This window comes from Nonomuraea composti, assembly GCF_012034275.1.
In the GTDB taxonomy this organism is placed as follows: Bacteria; Actinomycetota; Actinomycetes; order Streptosporangiales; family Streptosporangiaceae; genus Nonomuraea; species Nonomuraea composti.
The window spans coordinates 66226-82247 of sequence record NZ_JAATEP010000044.1; the positions used below are offsets into that span (position 1 = coordinate 66226).

The following is a 16022-nucleotide window of genomic DNA, read 5'->3' on the forward strand; positions in this document are numbered from 1 at the left end:
CTGCGGACCGGTTCGGGGTGACATAGTCGGCCGGCCTGATGAAGCTCTGGATCGACCACCCAGGCGGGCCGAGCTGGCGCCTCCCTTCCTGGAGGCGATTCCGTTCAGATGCGGGGCCGGAGGGTGCGCCGGACGGCGACGCCGCCCAGGGCGAGAGCGGGGACGAGCAGGATGGCGGCCTCGGTCCACTGGAACTGCCAGAACCTGTCGGCAGGGTGGAATTCGGCCACCTGCCGGTAGCCATGGCTGAACGAGCACGTGGCGTACGTCTTGGCCGTCTCCTCTGTTCCGTCCGTCCCGCAAGGGCCGGTGAGCGCGCGTGTCACCTGCTCATGGGTGAAGGTCGCGCCGTTCCTGTCGGTCCAGTAGGGGTTCACGAAGAGGGAGTCCTCCGGGGCGGGATCCTCCATGGCCTTGGTCTGCACGGCGCGTTGCGGCGCCGCGTAGGAGGGTGGGGCGTGGAGCAGCCCGAAGAACGCCAGCGCGCACACCGCCAGGGTCGCCGCCATCGCCGGCAGGGTGCGCCGGAGCAGCGCGCCCATGGCCATGCCGCCCGATCATGGCCGGGGCCAGCAGCGGAAGCCAGCCGAGCAGCTCACCCAACGGCCGGATGCGTTCGTTCATCTCTATGGTGAAGGTGCTGCATGGGGCTGTGTACGGCATGCAGCCGGCCGCCGGAGTGTTCCGGGCGGCGAACTCGGCCGTGCCCAGAGCGCTGATGAGCAGCGCCACGCCGAGGACGGCCAGCAGCGCCGTGGTGAGGAGCACCTGCATGCGGTGCTGCCGCCAGGTAAGCCACAACACTTCCATGTCTCCTAGCGGTCAGGTGGTGGTCAGGGCCGGACGGGGCAGCGCCGTGGCGTCGGGGTGGCGCAGGTAGGCCAGCACCAGCTCCTCCAGGCTCACGCAGGACGCCCTCCATCGCGGGTCGTGCGACGGCGTTCCCGTGCCGGTGCGGGCCAGCAGGACGGCCTGCCGTCCGCTGCGGTTGTCGCTGATCACCGGGATTCTGGCCGCGATGCCGTCGGCGAGCTCGGCCGGTCCGGTCAGCATCCGGTGGGCGGCGAGCAGTTCGTCGACCTCGCCGCTGATCTGGACGTGGCCGCGGTTGAGCACCACCAGCCAGTCGCAGGTGTCGGTCAGGTCGGAGACCACGTGGGAGGACAGCACGACGGTCATCCGCGTCTCGGCCACCGCCGCCATCAGGGAGCGGGTAAAAGGGTATTGGGGCGTACGATCTTCGTCAACCGGCTCGGTGGGTGAGGGCGGTGGAGATCCGGGCGGTCGTCGGCGCGTCGATGACGTCGGTCAGCCGCCCGTCGCTGAGGATCAGCACCCGGTCGGCGCGAGAGGCGACGGCCGGGTCGTGGGTGACCATGATGACCGTCTGCCCCAGGACGTCGACCACCAGACGCAACTGGGTCAGGACCTCCTGCCCCGACCGGGTGTCGAGGTTGCCGGTCGGCTCGTCGGCGAAGACCACCTCCGGCTGGGCCACCAGCGCGCGGCAGATGGCCACCCGCTGCTGCTGCCCTCCCGACAGCTCGTGCGGCCGGCGGTTGACCTGGTCGGCGATGCCGGTCCGGCGCACCAGCTCCTCCACCCAGCCGGGCCGGGCCCTCGTCCCGGTCAGCCGCAGCGGCAGCTCGATGTTCTCCCGGGCGGTGAGCGCGGGCAGCAGGTTGAACGCCTGGAAGACGAACCCGATGCGCCGGCCGCGCAGCCTGGACAGCTCGGCCTCGGTCAGCGTCGTGAGGTCGGCGCCGCCCACCCGTACCGAGCCCGCCGTGGGACGAATGAGCCCGGCGGCACACTGCAGCAGCGTGGTCTTACCCGAGCCCGACGGCCCCATCACCGCCGTGAACGAGCCCCGGGGGAACCCGTGGCTGACCTCGTGCAACGCCGTCACGGCCGAGGGCCCCGTACCGTAGACCTTGCCGACGCCGTCGAGGAGCACCGCCGGCTCCGGATCGACGTTCATGCCATCTCCTGCCTGTTGTTCCTCATGACCCCGCGGATGACCAGCAGTGACCCGGCGACCGTGCCCGCGAGGGCACCGCCTCCGAGCGCGGCCAGCCAGCCGAACGGGATGAACGACAACGTCCCGGCCAGGCCGCCGGGCTCGCTCGCGGCCTGCACGGCCACCAGCCACGCGCAGGCGGCCAGGGCGAGCACGAGGACGGGCACGACGGTGAGCACGCTCTCCCAGCAGGCCATGCCCGCCAACCGGCCGCGCCGCATGCCGAGCTGCCGCAGGCCGGTGAACTCCCGCCGCCGGTCCACGAGCGCCAGGCACAGGCTGTTGACCGCGGCCACCGCGCAGAACAACGCGACCAGGACGGAGAGGTACGGCATGAGGCGGTTGCGCGCCGCGTTCTCCTCGCTCTTGCGCCACATGTACTCCTGCCTGGTGAGGGACTCGACGGCCGAACGCGCGTCCACGACCTCGCCGGGGTCGGCGCCGCGCACGTAGATCCGCTCGTGCAGGTTCGACGTCAGGTGGGTGCCGGCGATCGCCCCGGCCGGCAGCAGCATCAGCCCCACCTCGGGAGTGGCCGTGTAGATCGTGGTCACCGTGAAGGAGGAGTCCTGGGCCGTTCCGGGCAAGCGGATCCGTAGTCGCGACCCCAGCCCGGCCCCGGCGCGGGCGGCCAGCGCGTCGCTCATGGCGATCTCGTCCGTGCCCAGGTCGCGGGGTGGCCGGCCGCGTACCGGCAGATCGAGGACCTGGGTGAGGTCGCCGGTGACCAGCGTGACGGAGGCGGGCGGCAGCGGCTCCCGGGCGGCCGGCCGGCCCTCGACCGACACCGCCGCCGGCATCGAGCCGATCCCGACCGCGGCGGACGTCCCCTCGTGCGCCAGGACGCGGCGCCGCAGCACCTCCGACAGCGCGCCCGCGCCAGGAGTGGGCCGCAGCACGAAGTCGGCGCGGACGTCGCGGACGGCCTGCGCGGCCACCCGCCAGTCGTAGAAGAGCTGCGTGCCGGTGACCACGCCCACCAGCGCCACGCCGAGCGTCAGCGACGCCACCGCCCCGGCGTACCTGCGATGGTTGAACACCACGGCGGCGGCCGCGAGATGACCGCTCACCGGTGACAGGCGGGCGACGACGGGACGCACCAGCCTGCCCGCGACCAGCACACCCCACGGCGCCAGCAGGCCGGCCGCGGACACGGTCAGCCCCAGCGTGGCGAACTGCAGGCCCATGAGGGCGGGCCCGTCCGGCGCGAACAGGTCCGACAGCAGGACCGCCGACAGGGCGCCGGCGCCCGCCAGCAGCGCCAGGCCGGTCAGCAACCGTCCCTTGCCGAGCGTCCGGCCCTCGGCCGGAGCCTCGGCAAGGGCGTCGCCCGGGCGGATGCGCAGCGCGCGCCGCACCGAGATCAGGTTCGCCGTCAGGGCCATGGCCAGGGCGAGCGCGAGCGTCCCCGCCATGGGCGCCGGGCGGTAGCCGACCTCGAACGCCACACTCACGGCACCGAAGTCGCGGAAGCGGGCCGCGACGGCCGGCGCGAGGAGCATGCCGAGCGGGACCGCCACGGCGGCGGCCACGACGGCGAGCGACACCCCTTCGGCGAGCAGCATGCGGCGGATCTGCCCGGGCCGGGCACCGATCGCCCGCAGCACGGCGATCTCCATGCCGCGCCGCCGGACCGACACGCCCATGGCGGCGGCGATCATTCCGGTCGAGATCAGGGCCGTGATCCACACCGAGAACCACAGGGTGTTGAACCCGGCGGGGGAAGGGAAGTTGTTCTCCTGTTCGCCGCGGTCCGCGCCGGTGGCGACGCTCACCACGGGCAGGCCGGGCGCGTTGTACGGCTGGACGGCCCGTGCCACAGCCGCCCGCAGTGCCTGCGTCCCGACACCTGGCCGGGGGAAGACGCCGAGCGCGTCAGCACCGCGCCGGCCTCCGAGCAGCTCGGTGACGTGGCCGTCGGCGAAGAACAGCGCCGACTGGTACCGCCAGGCCGAACGGGCGGCCGCCACGCCGACCACCTCGCAGGTACGGATGGTCCCCGCCACGGTGACCTCCACCCGGTCCCCGACCCCGAGCCTCGCGGCGGCGGCGAGCCGCGCGTCGACGACCACCTCGTCCCGGGCCAGCGGCGGCCGCCCGTCACGGAGCGCGAACGGCGTCAGCCGGGCGCTCGACCAGCCATGCCCCCACGGCCAGGCGTTCTGGTCACCGGGCACCCGCACCGGGCGCCCGTGAACGGACAGGCCGGCAGGGAAGCTTCGCTCGGGCACCGCGGCCCCCACCTCCGGGAGCGAGCGGACCGACGCCACCAGGGCGGGCGAGATCCCCCCTCCGGCCGTGCCGGCCACCAGCGGGACGCCCGCGTACCGCTCCACCGGCACCTGCCGCCGGTCCGTGGTGTCGACCACGAACCACAGGGCGGCGACCGCGGTCGCCGCGACGACCAGCGTGACCCAGGTGCCGATCAGGCTTCCCGGATGCCATCGCAGCGTCCGCCACGCCAGCCACGTCACCATTCACCATCCCCGAATCGATTGACGCCTCCAGCGTGGCGACTGTCATGCTCCGTTTCTTCGGCCGTAGGGAGGATCGTGACGCGGCACCCGGGTCACCATCGGCGAGCCGGACGGGACCGTGGTACCAGTCCGGGATGCTCATTTGGAGGGATATGCGATCCACATTGGCGGGTTCGAGGACCGTCTCCCTCGTACTGGATCTCCTGAAGCGCAGCAGATAGGTCAGCCCGGCCTGGGAAGCCGGCACCAACCCGCACACGCGAAGAGAGGGGTGAGTGAAGTCCGGTCATGCTACAGATTCGCCACCGCTACCCGGGTCGATAGCTTCGCGTGCGCGTACCGCGGCACCGCACGACGGTTCACTGCGGGTTCACGCGGCTTCAGCGAAAGCGCGGTGCTCGCCGCGGCCGTCTTCACGAGGAGCCGCTGAGTCGTGTGCTTGGGGGATGGCTTGGTGAACAGTCGCTCGGATCGTGCGCCGGACTTCTGGCAGCGGATGTCGATGGCGGCCTTGCAGGGCGTGCTGCGCCTGGCCACCCGACGTCGCTACGCCGGCCTCGAACACATCCCGCGCGACGGAGCCGTGATCATCGTCGCCAATCACGTGTCGAAGGTGGATTCGCTGGTGATAGCCGGCTTCATGGGCGCGGCGGGCCGCTGGCCGCGATTCCTGGCCAAGGCGCCGCTGTTCGACGTACCCCTGCTGGGCCGCTTCCTGCTCAGGATGCGGCAGATCCCCGTCAACCGCGGCGGCGCCGACGCAGGACGGGTGCTCGTCGTGGCTGCCGAGGCGTTGCGGGCGGGCGACGTCGTCGTCATCTATCCCGAAGGCGGTACCCCCAAGCCGTGGGAGGACAAGATGCGCCGCAAGGGCAAGACGGGCGCGGCCCGCCTGCTGCTGAGCACCGGCGCGCCGATCGTTCCGGTCGCGAGCTGGGGCCCGCAGAACATCCTGGACCCGGAGACGGGCCGCCTGCGGCTACGGCTCCGCACGCCGGTGACCGTGGTGGCCGGGCCGCCTCTGCCGATATCGTACGAGGATGGCAGCGGCGCCGATCTTCACGCGGTCACCGAAGAGATCATGCGGGCGTTGCGCCGGCTGGCGAGCGAAGCGGAAGACTCCTGCGAGCCCGCCATGCGGCACGGCCTCATGAGGAGGTGAGATGCCGGACCACCGGCCGTACCGTGGCACCGCGCACCCGGCGGCGCCACGCGGCGCGCTCAAGGCCGTCCTGATCGTGGCCGCCCTCGCCGGTGTGGCGTCGGTCGTGGCGGGGCTGCTGATCGTGTTGCGGTCGCCCGGCGAGTACGGCCTGCCGCGCGACAGGGACACCCTGAACCTGCCAGCGCAGCCCGAGCAGAGCGGCCGGCCGGGGCAGGCGCTCTTCCAGGCCCCGGCCGACATGCCGCCACCACTGCCGCGGATCACCCCGGCACCTCCCATGCTGCCGTCCACACCCACCAGGATCGTGATCACCTCACTGGGGATCGACGCGCCGATCACGTCGCTGGGCCTGGCCAAGGACGGCACGATCGAGGTGCCCGACATGGACGAGCCCAACCTGGCCGGCTGGTACCGCAACATGTCCACCCCGGGGGAGGCGGGCCCGGCGGTCCTGCTCGGCCACAAGGACACCCGCACACGCGCCGCCGTGTTCGCCCGACTACGGGAGATCAAGAACGGCGACGTGATCGAGATCAGGCGCCAGGACAGGACGACGGCGGTCTTCACCGTCGGCGGCGTGGAGCAGGCAGGCAAGAAGGCCTTCCCGACCCAGCGCGTGTACGGGCCCCGGGACGACGCCCAGCTCCATCTCATCACCTGCGGCGGCGACTACGACCGGACCACCGGGCACTACCTGGACAACATCATCGTCTACGCGACGATGACGAGCTTCCATCGAAGCTGAGCGCGAGAGCCAGGCGCCGGCGGCGCGGGAGGCCCTTCCTCGAAGCGCGCCCGTCGCGGGCAGGGCAGCGTGCGCACAACACGAGCCTGCGGCTCTTGGCAACCCCTCGGGGTCTGGTGGCCGGACAGGAACGCTGCGGTGAACGCAGCCGGCCTCACACTCCGAGCGGCTGTGTCGTCATACAGCCGAAGGAGAGCCGGCGATCCGGCCGTCGCCGCCCTCGCAGGAGACCCGACGGCCGCGCCGGCTCCGGCAGCCGAACTCGTCAACGACCCTCCGAAGGAAACCCATGAACGTTGCTCTGTGGATCATCGCCGGACTGCTCGCCGCCGCCTTCCTGGCGGGCGGCACCATCAAGCTGGTCCTGCCCAAGAACAAGCTGGCCGCCACCTCGACCGGAGGCTGGGCCGAGGACTTCAGCACCGGCAGCGTGAAAACCATCGGAGTTCTCGAAGTCCTGGCCGCGGCCGGCCTGATCCTGCCCGCCGCCCTCGGCATCGCGCCGGTCCTGGTGCCGCTGGCCGCCCTGGGGCTGGCACTCCTGATGGTCGGCGCGATGATCACGCACCTCCGCCGTCACGAGGAGAAGGCCATCGTGGTGAACGTGGCCTATCTCGTCCTGGCCGTCTTCGTGGCGTGGTGCCGCTTCGGCCCCATTCCCTTCGCCGGCTGATCGCGGAACCGAGGGCACAAGCCGACCGCAGGTGGCTTGAGAAGCCAGTGGCCTCCTCCAAGGCGAGGCCCTCGTCGGCGGCGACGGTGCCAGATCCTGGGCCAGCGCCGCCTCCTGGTCGGCGATGGTAGCGACATCCTCGGCCCCAGCACTGGCTGGTGCCGAAGAGATGGCCATTCCCGTCACCCCCGCCGGGGTGATCCATAACGTGCGGCAAGGCACGGGTTCCGGCCTTCCTCGAGTCGTCCCTGCCGGTGATCAGCCAACGCGTGCGCGAGGCGACTGCGTCACGCGACGGCACATGACCCCATCCACGCCTCTGCCAGGCTGTGGGATCAGGTGTTCGGCGGGCGCCACTCCGCGGACAGTGCGCTGCCATTCCGGCGATCATGCGGCGCGTGCCCCCACAGCGGGCTCGGCGCGACCCAGGCCCGGCACACCGGCGGCCAGGACCCGCCTCACGCCTGCTGAGCCCCCTGAACCATGCCTACCTCAAGAGATCTGATCTTGGGGCTCGATGCCCTTGAGACCAGTCGTGTGACAGATGCGGCCGCCCTGGGCCTTGGAAAAGGATTGCAGCCATGCCTGCTGTGCCCTCAAAGAGTGACCGCCTACAGCAATAGGACCCGGATTCATGGCGGATGTGATAGTCGACCCTGAGGTGCCGCCGGAGAGTGCCCACCTGCTGAGGGAGAGCCGAGGCGTTCTGCTCAAGATGCGTCAGGGCTGGACCCCCGCGTCTCGGCGGCCGCTCACGCGCGGACACGTCCTCATGCTCGCAGCCTTCGGGCCGGCGGCTCTGATCGGCCTGCTGCTGAGCCGGGACTCCACGAGCCTGGGCTCGACCCTGATGTTGCTCGCGGTGCCCACCGCCGGCCTGATCATCGGCCTGGTGATCGCAGCGCTGACCGGCCGCCTCAGCCTGCCCAAGGACGAGGATGACGAGTTCGAGCAGGAACGAGAGCTCTTCGCGCAGTTGCGCTGGTACGAGGGCCACTACGTGCTCGTCGAGGATCTCGACCCGTCCGCCCGCCGCCTCCTGACCCGTGCCCAGCGCGCCATCATCACCGTCACCGCCTCCCGGGTCAACACTGAAGGCCTGCTCGATGACGTACGCAACGCGGTGATGCTGCCCGCGCAGGAATGGGAGATCACTCGGCTGCTGGCCAAGCTGTCGTCTGTGCGCGTCGCGCACCGGGCAACCATCTCGCAGGGGCTCACACCCGAGGCCGAGGCTGCGGTTCTGCCGCTCACCCGTGCGCTGGACCTGAGCCAGGAGGCGGTGCTGGCCCGGGTGGAGGCGCTCGAACGGTACGCCGCCCACGTGTCCGAGGCCGAGCGCGCATACCAGGCCCGCCTTCAGGTCGAGGAGCTGCGCGGGCGGCTGCCTCAGTACGAGGAGCTGGTGGCCGAGACGGAGGCCGACGCGTTCGCCGTACGGGAGTTGCAGCGCCTGACCATGGATGCCAGCCAGTTGGAGGAGGCCTTGAGGCGAAGCGTGAGCTCCGCCCAGGCCGTCTCTGACCATAGCGACCCCGAACCCTCCGCTCTCACCACGGAAAGGAGTGGCTGGAGCGGGACCAGGGCTTGATCTTGACACTGGGCACGCCACCCCTGGCGCTACTCAAGCCCTCCTCTTGGCGGACCGGCTTTGCCAGGGATTTCGAGCCATTCACGCCGCAAGGTCGTACGTGCCAGGCAGCCCGTTCCAGCGCGCCCGCTGCGGCTTGGCCGCTACCTCAGGAAAGGCTCGGCGGCCGAGATCGATCTGTGCCTTGTGTTGGCCCCCTTCTCGAGCAGGCCGACGAACCCGAGGTTAGTTGTTCGCGGCGTAGATCGCGCCGCCGTCTTCCGGCCGAGCCGGCCCTCTGACCAGCACTCTGGTAGATCGGCACGAAGGCGAACGCTTGCATGGAGGTCCTGCATTCCCACCCGGCGTCCAGATGCGGCGTTACCGGAGCGCGCCGCCCACGAGGAGATGAGACAGCGGCGACATCCCACCGACGGGGCGCGAAGCAGGCATCGCGTGCAGCGCACGCGAAATGCCGTGTGCGATGGTGCGGACTGCAGCGGCCATCTCGTGCAGCGCCCCTGAGCTCGCTGGTCCCACGACGGACACGGCGGCCACCATCGCGGAGCGCGGGCCGAACACTGGTGCCGCACACGACACGGCTCCCAGGGTGAGCTCCTCGTCGCAGGTGGCGTGGCCCACGCGCCGGACCTCCGCGAGCGCGGTACGCAGCGCGTCCGGCGAGGTCAGCGTTTTCGGTGTGTAGCGAACGAGCACGCCGGTCACAATCCTGTCCTGAACGGCCGGGCTGGAATGGGCGAGGATGGCCTTGCCCACTCCGCTGGCGTGCAGCGGCAATCTACCCCCTGCGCGTCCAACGGTTGGGATCGCGCCCAGCCCGGAGATCTTCTCCACGAGCAGGGCCTGGTCACCGTCCGCGACGGCCAATTGCACGTGCTGGCGCGTGGCGTGGTGCAGGTCGTGCATGTACGGTAGCGCCGCCTCACGCAGGACCGAGACCCGGGACGCGCGGGCGGCCAGTTCCCATGGCCGCGCCCCCACCATGTAACGCCTGTCTCGCGAGCGCTCCAGCACGCCCAGGCCGATCAGTTCCTGGGCCAGGCGGTGGACGGTGCTCGTGGGCAGGCCGGTTGCCCGGCACAGGTCGGAGAGGGACAACTGGACGCGTTCGCCGGTGAAGGCGCCCAAGATCGCCGCGACCTTGGCAATGACCGACTGCCCGGGATGCCCGTTGTTTCCTGCCACGACTTCCTCCACCAGGTGGTCTCCCGCTGAGTGGGATCGGCGTTTCGACCCGACTCGTCTCCTTTCATAGTGAATTCCGACTCCGGTGAATTCCCGGTTTGATGAGAAAGGGGGTGCCGTGATGGCGCTCACCGTTGCGGTGGTCGGAGGTGGCATCGGCGGCTTCGCGGCCGCGGCCTTCCTGCGCCGGGCCGGCCTGCACGTCGCGTTGTTCGAGCAGGCCGCCAGATTGACCGAGGTCGGCGCCGGGCTCGTCGTGGCGCCCAACGCCGCCCGGCTGTTGCGCCGCCTCGGTCTGGGCCAGCGCTTGGAGGAGGCTGGGGTACGGCTTGAGGTGGGGTGGGAGTTTCGCCGATGGCAGGACGGCCGGGTGTTGTTCGCACAGCCCTTGGGCGAGGAGTGCGAGCGTCTCTACGGCGAGGCCACCTGGGTGCTCCACCGTGCCGACCTGCTTGGCATGCTCTGCTCAGCAGTGCCCGAATACGCCATCCACCTTGGCAAACGTTGCGTCGACCTGCGCATGGAAGACGATCGCGCAACGCTCGTCTTCGCCGATGGGTCAACCACTGACGCCGAAGTCGTCGTCGCGGCCGACGGCGTCCACTCGATCCTGCGCGGGCGCGTCACCGCGCCGCGAGCGCCCACGGCAACCGGACTGTGCGCCTGGAGGGCCCTCATCCCGGCCGAGGCCGTCCCCGGCTTCGCTCGCCGCCCCGTCCAGACGCTCTGGCTCGGTCACGGGCGCCATCTCGTGCACTATCCCGTCTCCGGCGGTAGACAGGTCAACGTCGTGGCCTTCACCCCCGCGGGCAGTCAGGACGTGGAGTCCTGGAGCTCTCAGGGGCGGCCGCAAGACCTGGCCGCGGAGTTCGCCGACTGGGACCCGCGCCTGCGCGAGCTCCTCACGGCCGTAACGTCCGTCGGACGCTGGGCCGTCCTGGAACGCGATCCCCTTGACGTCTGGACGGCTGGGCGTCTGGCGCTGCTGGGAGACGCCGCTCATCCCATGCTGCCCTTCTTCGCCCAGGGCGCGGGCCAGGCCATCGAGGATGCGGCCGTCCTGGCCGCCTGCCTCGCGCGTGACCCGGGACACGTCCACGCCGCTCTGGAGCAATACCAGCAGGCACGCGTGCCACGCGCCCGGCGGGTACAGGTCATGAGCCGGGCGCGGCTGGCCCACCATCACCTTCCGGACGGTGCCGAGCAGCAGAGCAGAGACGCGGCATTCGCCGCCGAAGACCCGCTCGGCCACAACAGCTGGCTCTACTCCTACGACGCCGAACACGTCTTTGCCGAAAGGACCGCGACATGACATTCACCTGGGGCGGACTGACGCCCGGCCACGCCGCCGTGGAAGAGGCACAGCCGCCGGACCACGCGGTCACCCACACCAGCACGGTCGAGGTCGTCGGCTACGACAAGCAGGACATCGGCCCGGCCGCCGAGGGCTACGAGGTGGTCGCAACGCTGCTCACCGAGCGCTTCAGCGGCGGAATCGAAGGCATGGGGTACGCCGACCACATCCGCGTGTTCCGCCCCGACGGCACGCAGATCGCCGCAGGCGTCGAGCGAGTCATCGGATCGGTCGGCGGCCGGACGGGCTCCTTCGTGCTGACCAGCCACGCCCAGGACGACGGATCGAACGCGGTGCGCGGCGTCTGGACGGTCGTGCCCGGCTCGGGCACCGGCGAGCTGGCCGGACTGCGGGGACGCGGGGAATTCACCGCGCGCGTGCAGCCGGACGGCTCGTGGCGCGCCGAGGACAACTTCACCTACTGGTTCGACTGAGGAGCAACGAGCACATGATCTCCGACTACGCCGCCGTCAACGGCGTCTCGCTCTACTTTGAGCGGCGCGGCAGCGGCCCCGCGATGCTGTTCATTCCAGGAGGAGGGGTGGACGCCAGCCATTTCGCCCAGGTGGCCGAACTGCTGGCCGACGAGTTCACCATCGTGACCTATGACCGCCGCGGCTATTTCCGCAGCCGCCGGCCCGAGGACGGAACCACGATCGCCGAGCAGGCGGACGACGTGGCGGGGTTGCTCGAAGCGCTGGACCTCGCACCCGCCATCGTCTGGGGCGGCAGCCTCGGCGGCGTCATCCTGCTTGACCTGATCAGCCGCCGCGCCGACCTGGTGGCCACAGCGATAGTGCACGAGCCGCCGCTGTTTTCGGTCCTACCTCAAGGCGAGGCCATGGCCGCCGAGATCACCCGCCAGGCACGAAGCGGCGATGCCCGCAAAGCGATGGAGGAGCATGCGAGCCAGGCTCTCCGCGACGTCTTCAGCCGCCTGACCCCCGGCCACCGCGAACGGTTGATCGCCAACGGGGAGCCGTTCTTCGGGTTGGACGTGCCTGCTCTGACCGCCTACCAGCTCGACGCCGCAGCGCTGGCCAGGACGAGCGTGCCCGTGGCCGTGGTCGCCGGCGCCGAAGGGCCGCTGAGGGGCACTTCACAGTGGGTCGCCGATCAGGTGGGAACGCACGTACATGACCTGGCCGGAGGACACATGCCCTACGCAGTCGAGCCACAGGCGACAGCCCAACTGCTCCGACGCCTCAGTGCCGGTAGCCAGCCGTCTCGGCAGCTGAGATGAGGGATCTCACCACGGCCATCACCCGCGACGCAGTCCTGCCGTCGTCGAACCGATCGGCCGTGCCTTCCGCCGGGCCGTGGGCTCGTTCGTCCGCCCCGTAAATCCCAACGGTCCGGGCGTTCCCGCATGGGCGGGCTGCACCCCGGCAGATCGCCACACCCGGCGCTTCGACACCCTGACCGTCGCCTTGAGCGATCCGACCGGCGGGGAACGCCGGCTATCGCCCGTCCGCTGAACGACCCGGCGGCTGACGTTGCGAGAGCCCCGCGACGCCGGACACGAGGAGCCGCAGGGCCGTGCCCAAACCGCGGTCGATCTCGTCCTGCCCGCCGGGCAGGTGCTCCTGGGCCGCGGCGATGACGAAGCCGGTGACCAGCGCGTGCAACACGTCGCTCGTGCGCCGCAGCTCCGGCTCCGCCACCCCGGCCAGCCGGAGCACCCGGTCCAGGATGTTCCGGATCGGTGAGCGCCGGTCCTCGATGAGCTCCGGATGCGTGTGGATGTAGGCCCAGATGGCGGGGTGTGCCTGGGCGTTGCGCAGGTAGGCGAGCGCCAGCTCCGCGAGCTGGTCCTGCCACGGCGCCCCGTCATCAGGCGGCAGCGGTACGCGCCCGGCCACCCTGGAGCAGACCAGCCCGATCAGCGCCTCCCTGCTGGGCACATGGTGGTAGAGCGACATCGGGTTGACGCCCAGCTCGGCCGCCAGCCGGCGCATGGACAGGCCCTCGGGGCCCGACTCGTCCATCAAGCGCAGCGCGTTCGAGCAGATCTCGTCCAGTGTCAAGGGCAGGCCCCTGCGCCCGCCCCGCCCCGCGCTACTGCGGGATGGGCGGCTGGAAGGAACCGCGACTCCGTCCAGCCGTCCACACTCCCTTTTGAACCACTGTCGAGCGTTGAGCGGTGACCACGGTACGGGGCCGGAACCGTGGGCCGAATCTGTCGGATGACTGGGCGCCGCCGCGCGACGGCGGAAGCCACGGTTCCGGAAATGATGGGCGATCCGCGCACATAGGCACAGGTGTCCGACCACGCGAGCCGATGAGGAGACGCACCATGGGAACCGCCCGTGGATGACGAGCGGCCGGCCAGGTTCGAGGCCGCCTACCACCGGGCCTACGGCCCGATCACGGCCTATGCCGCGCGCCGCTGCGACGAGCCGCAGGACGCCGCCGACGTGGTGGCGGAGACCTTCGCCGTCGCCTGGCGGCGAGTGGAGGAGCTGCCGGAGGGCGACGAGGCCACGCTGTGGCTGTACGGCGTGGCGCGCAAGGTTCTGGCCAACCACTTCCGGGGCGACAATCGCCGCCGGGCGCGTACGGCCGATCTCGACGCCGAGCTGGCCGACCTGTACGGGCACTCCCCGGACACCGAGGTCGAGCTGGACGCGATCGGCAGGGCGTTCAGGAGCCTGCCCGGCGACGACCGGGAGCTGCTGTCCCTGCTCGCCTGGGAGGGGCTGGAGCGCGAGGAGATCGCGAAAGTGCTGGGGCTGTCGCGCAACGCCGTACGGATCAGGCTGCACCGCGCCCGCCGCCGCCTGTCCCGCGCGCTCACCGAGGCGGGCGTGCACGTGAACGCGCGGAGCGGGCTGGTCCCGTCGAAGAGGGCGCTGTGAGGAGCGTTGTGAAGAACATCGACGACATCGAAGCGATCAGACCGCTGGCCAGGGTCGAGCCCGGTGGTCTGGGCGGTGATCCGTCCGGTCCGGCGGCGCGGGCGCTGCTGGCCGAGGTCACCGCGCACGAGCCCGCGTCCGGGTCCGGGCCCGTGACGATGCGGGCACGGCGCCGGTACAGGGTCGCGTGGCTGGCGGCCGCGGTCGCGCTCGCGGCCGGCATCGTGGCGGTCCCGATCGTGCTGCGGGACGGCGCGCCCAGCTCCTACGCCGTCAACCTGGACGACGGAATGGTGACGATCCAGATCCGCGACTTCGACGACGCCCCCGAGCTGGAGCGGCGCCTGCGGGAGCTGGGGGTGCCGGCGCTGGTGGACCACGTGCCCACGGGCATGATGTGCAGGGAACCGCGCGGCGAGCATGTGCAGACCATCCCGCGCGGCCTGTACAGCGTGCCGGAGAACATCCCCGGCGAGCCGGGGGGAGGGTGGCAGATGCGGATCAACACCAAGCTGTTCAATCCCGGTGAGACGTTCGTGTGGACCATCAGCGGCCAACACGGCACGACCACCACGTACCTCATGCGGGGGCCGGTGGCGCCCTGCGAGCCGGTGCCGGCGCCCACCCCGAAGGTCCTCGTGTACCACTCCGCCACCGGGAAGAACGGCTCGCTGGCCGGCTTCCCCGTGGAAGGCAAGACGGTCGGCGAGGTCATGTCCGAGATCAGGAAACGCCACTTGAAGGCGGTGTTGGTCGTCATCGAGCCCAATCCGAGCGGAGGCTACGCGGAACCTTCTGATCAGGACATCCCCGTCGGCGACGACTGGATCGTCTGGGATGCCGAAGAGCGCTCCAAGGGAGTGATCCGGTTGCTCGTCACCGAGGAGCGGCTGGACAGGAACCCGGTCACCGGCGAGTAGGTGCTCTAAAGAGCTCGCAAGGCTTCGGCGAGATCGTCCCCGTAGTACCCCCAGCAGCGCAGGGCGCCGTCGCCGTCGAGCTGCCCCATCGCGTAGCTGCCGTCCTCGGCGTCGCGCGCCAGGCAGATCTCCCCGAGCTTGATGATCAACGAGGGGCGGATCCGCTCCCGGGCGCCCGTGTGCAGGTCCATGAACACCGGCGTGTCGAGCGGCAGCAACTCGGCGGACCGCGTGCCGGCCACCTCGGCGATCCGCGCCGGCGTCCAGCCGCCGGGAAGTTCGTGCCTCACCGCTCCACCGTAGCTCTGATCGGCAGCCGCTACCGGTTTGAGCCGGCGCGCCAGCCGAGCAGGTCACAGGCTCGTGCGAGGTCATCGGCCCACGCGCTGTCATGGTCACGCTCGAACGCCGCCAGCAGGCGGTCACGTACCAGATCGCTGTGGAGCCACGTGAGGACCTCGGCAGGCAGCCGCACCCCGCCGGACCATCCGGCCACCAGGTCGGCGAGGTGGCGGTCGGCGGCCGGTCCACGAGCGGTGTCCCATTCGCCGAGGAAGGCGCCCACGTCGCCGGTGAGTCCGCCGGCCGCGCCGAGGAAGCCGGCCGCGTCGCCGAACGAGCCGGCCCGAGGCGGGTACGTGGACAGCAACGACCGCCAGACCGCCATAAGGTAGGCCTCGACGGCGTCCTGCTCATCCCGCGGCCAGCTCCGCCAGCCCTGCGCGGCCGGTTTGCCCAGGACGATGCCCGCGTCGAGTTCGTCGCCGGTGACGAGCCGTTCCAGCAGCAAGGGCAGCAGGCTCTTGACGTCCTCGACGGTTCCGACGGTGTTGCCGAGGCTGATCGTCAGCGCGAACAGGTCGTGCTCCTCCGGCCGTACCGAGCCGCGGCAGTGCGGGCATCCTTCGAGCACCGCCCGCCGGGGATAGCGGGCGAACACCTCGCGAAGCCGAGCCAGCGCCGCGGTCAGGCCGTCGTCCACTCTCCCAAGTCTCGCACCGTACGTCCGTCACACCGGCCCCCATGAACACTTC

The 16022-nt window shown here is 70.9% G+C and carries 18 protein-coding genes; 10 read left to right on the plus strand and 8 right to left on the minus strand.

All coding sequences use genetic code 11. The features are described from left to right. Positions 1-104: 104 nt before the first annotated feature. Complete coding sequence (locus tag HCN51_RS42470; protein ID WP_168017662.1) at positions 105-548, minus strand: hypothetical protein; 444 nt, start codon at positions 546-548, stop codon at positions 105-107. On the opposite strand from HCN51_RS42470, the gene HCN51_RS42475 reads away from it, so the two are divergent. After that, positions 541-819 (plus strand): hypothetical protein, encoded by a 279-nt coding sequence (locus HCN51_RS42475; RefSeq protein ID WP_168017663.1) that lies wholly within the window; start codon positions 541-543, stop codon positions 817-819. The genes HCN51_RS42470 and HCN51_RS42475 overlap by 8 nt on opposite strands. Before the next feature lie 3 nt (positions 820-822). On the opposite strand, the gene HCN51_RS42480 is transcribed toward HCN51_RS42475, so the two are convergent. From HCN51_RS42480 to HCN51_RS42490, 3 genes are read right to left on the minus strand one after another with little or no spacing between them, the layout of a single operon-like run. Then, positions 823-1203 (minus strand): hypothetical protein, encoded by a 381-nt coding sequence (locus HCN51_RS42480; RefSeq protein WP_168017664.1) that lies wholly within the window; start codon positions 1201-1203, stop codon positions 823-825. Between the two features lie 40 nt (positions 1204-1243). Continuing rightward, positions 1244-1981, minus strand: coding sequence for an ABC transporter ATP-binding protein (locus HCN51_RS42485; protein ID WP_168017665.1), 738 nt, complete (start codon positions 1979-1981; stop codon positions 1244-1246). Continuing rightward, positions 1978-4497, minus strand: coding sequence for an ABC transporter permease (locus HCN51_RS42490; RefSeq protein ID WP_168017666.1), 2520 nt, complete (start codon positions 4495-4497; stop codon positions 1978-1980). The genes HCN51_RS42485 and HCN51_RS42490 overlap by 4 nt, the downstream gene beginning before the upstream one ends. A 433-nt stretch (positions 4498-4930) precedes the next feature. Here HCN51_RS42490 and HCN51_RS42495 point away from each other — a divergent pair, with 433 nt between their 5' ends. The 4 genes from HCN51_RS42495 to HCN51_RS42510 all read left to right on the plus strand — a co-directional run bounded on the left by HCN51_RS42495 (position 4931) and on the right by HCN51_RS42510 (position 8671). Further along, a complete protein-coding gene (locus HCN51_RS42495; RefSeq protein ID WP_168017667.1) occupies positions 4931-5659 on the plus strand; it encodes a 1-acyl-sn-glycerol-3-phosphate acyltransferase in 729 nt (242 codons plus the stop codon). Between the two features lies 1 nt (position 5660). Next, positions 5661-6407 (plus strand): class F sortase, encoded by a 747-nt coding sequence (locus HCN51_RS42500; protein WP_168017668.1) that lies wholly within the window; start codon positions 5661-5663, stop codon positions 6405-6407. A gap of 289 nt (positions 6408-6696) precedes the next feature. After that, positions 6697-7080 (plus strand): DoxX family protein, encoded by a 384-nt coding sequence (locus tag HCN51_RS42505; RefSeq protein WP_168017669.1) that lies wholly within the window; start codon positions 6697-6699, stop codon positions 7078-7080. A 634-nt stretch (positions 7081-7714) separates the two neighbouring features. Further along, positions 7715-8671, plus strand: coding sequence for a hypothetical protein (locus HCN51_RS42510; RefSeq protein WP_206068531.1), 957 nt, complete (start codon positions 7715-7717; stop codon positions 8669-8671). A gap of 360 nt (positions 8672-9031) precedes the next feature. Here the strand turns inward: HCN51_RS42510 and HCN51_RS42515 are convergent, their stop codons facing one another. After that, positions 9032-9868: an IclR family transcriptional regulator domain-containing protein gene (locus tag HCN51_RS42515; RefSeq protein WP_168017670.1), complete on the minus strand. Its 837-nt coding sequence runs from the start codon at positions 9866-9868 to the stop codon at positions 9032-9034. A 109-nt stretch (positions 9869-9977) separates the two neighbouring features. On the opposite strand from HCN51_RS42515, the gene HCN51_RS42520 reads away from it, so the two are divergent. Genes HCN51_RS42520 through HCN51_RS42530 form a run of 3 tightly spaced genes read left to right on the plus strand, consistent with a single transcriptional unit; the run spans position 9978 to position 12453 of the window. Further along, positions 9978-11168 (plus strand): FAD-dependent monooxygenase, encoded by a 1191-nt coding sequence (locus HCN51_RS42520; protein WP_168017697.1) that lies wholly within the window; start codon positions 9978-9980, stop codon positions 11166-11168. Next, the gene (locus HCN51_RS42525; RefSeq protein ID WP_168017671.1) at positions 11165-11644 is read left to right on the plus strand and encodes a DUF3224 domain-containing protein; all 480 of its coding nucleotides are present in this window, start codon (positions 11165-11167) and stop codon (positions 11642-11644) included. The genes HCN51_RS42520 and HCN51_RS42525 overlap by 4 nt, the downstream gene beginning before the upstream one ends. A 14-nt stretch (positions 11645-11658) precedes the next feature. Further along, positions 11659-12453 (plus strand): alpha/beta fold hydrolase, encoded by a 795-nt coding sequence (locus HCN51_RS42530; protein WP_168017672.1) that lies wholly within the window; start codon positions 11659-11661, stop codon positions 12451-12453. A 217-nt stretch (positions 12454-12670) separates the two neighbouring features. On the opposite strand, the gene HCN51_RS42535 is transcribed toward HCN51_RS42530, so the two are convergent. Next, complete coding sequence (locus HCN51_RS42535) at positions 12671-13237, minus strand: TetR/AcrR family transcriptional regulator (RefSeq protein ID WP_206068532.1); 567 nt, start codon at positions 13235-13237, stop codon at positions 12671-12673. A 282-nt stretch (positions 13238-13519) separates the two neighbouring features. Between HCN51_RS42535 and HCN51_RS42540 the strand changes: the two genes are divergently transcribed. Continuing rightward, positions 13520-14068: a sigma-70 family RNA polymerase sigma factor gene (locus HCN51_RS42540; protein WP_168017673.1), complete on the plus strand. Its 549-nt coding sequence runs from the start codon at positions 13520-13522 to the stop codon at positions 14066-14068. An 8-nt stretch (positions 14069-14076) separates the two neighbouring features. Further along, the gene (locus tag HCN51_RS42545) at positions 14077-14988 is read left to right on the plus strand and encodes a hypothetical protein (protein ID WP_168017674.1); all 912 of its coding nucleotides are present in this window, start codon (positions 14077-14079) and stop codon (positions 14986-14988) included. A gap of 5 nt (positions 14989-14993) precedes the next feature. Here the strand turns inward: HCN51_RS42545 and HCN51_RS42550 are convergent, their stop codons facing one another. After that, positions 14994-15278 (minus strand): hypothetical protein, encoded by a 285-nt coding sequence (locus tag HCN51_RS42550; protein ID WP_168017675.1) that lies wholly within the window; start codon positions 15276-15278, stop codon positions 14994-14996. Between the two features lie 29 nt (positions 15279-15307). Further along, complete coding sequence (locus HCN51_RS42555) at positions 15308-15970, minus strand: hypothetical protein (RefSeq protein ID WP_168017676.1); 663 nt, start codon at positions 15968-15970, stop codon at positions 15308-15310. Between the last annotated feature and the right edge of the window lie 52 nt (positions 15971-16022).

Bases quoted from the DNA above. Each gene is read 5' to 3' on its own strand.
- HCN51_RS42475 (WP_168017663.1), top strand. From the start codon at position 541: ATGGCCATGCCGCCCGATCATGGCCGGGGCCAGCAGCGGAAGCCAGCC.
- HCN51_RS42500 (WP_168017668.1), top strand. From the start codon at position 5,661: ATGCCGGACCACCGGCCGTACCGTGGCACCGCGCACCCGGCGGCGCCA.
- HCN51_RS42485 (WP_168017665.1), bottom strand. From the start codon at position 1,981: ATGAACGTCGATCCGGAGCCGGCGGTGCTCCTCGACGGCGTCGGCAAG.
- HCN51_RS42510 (WP_206068531.1), top strand. From the start codon at position 7,715: ATGGCGGATGTGATAGTCGACCCTGAGGTGCCGCCGGAGAGTGCCCAC.
- HCN51_RS42480 (WP_168017664.1), bottom strand. From the start codon at position 1,203: ATGGCGGCGGTGGCCGAGACGCGGATGACCGTCGTGCTGTCCTCCCAC.
- HCN51_RS42520 (WP_168017697.1), top strand. From the start codon at position 9,978: ATGGCGCTCACCGTTGCGGTGGTCGGAGGTGGCATCGGCGGCTTCGCG.
- HCN51_RS42530 (WP_168017672.1), top strand. From the start codon at position 11,659: ATGATCTCCGACTACGCCGCCGTCAACGGCGTCTCGCTCTACTTTGAG.
- HCN51_RS42525 (WP_168017671.1), top strand. From the start codon at position 11,165: ATGACATTCACCTGGGGCGGACTGACGCCCGGCCACGCCGCCGTGGAA.
- HCN51_RS42490 (WP_168017666.1), bottom strand. From the start codon at position 4,497: ATGGTGACGTGGCTGGCGTGGCGGACGCTGCGATGGCATCCGGGAAGC.
- HCN51_RS42505 (WP_168017669.1), top strand. From the start codon at position 6,697: ATGAACGTTGCTCTGTGGATCATCGCCGGACTGCTCGCCGCCGCCTTC.
- HCN51_RS42470 (WP_168017662.1), bottom strand. From the start codon at position 548: ATGGCCATGGGCGCGCTGCTCCGGCGCACCCTGCCGGCGATGGCGGCG.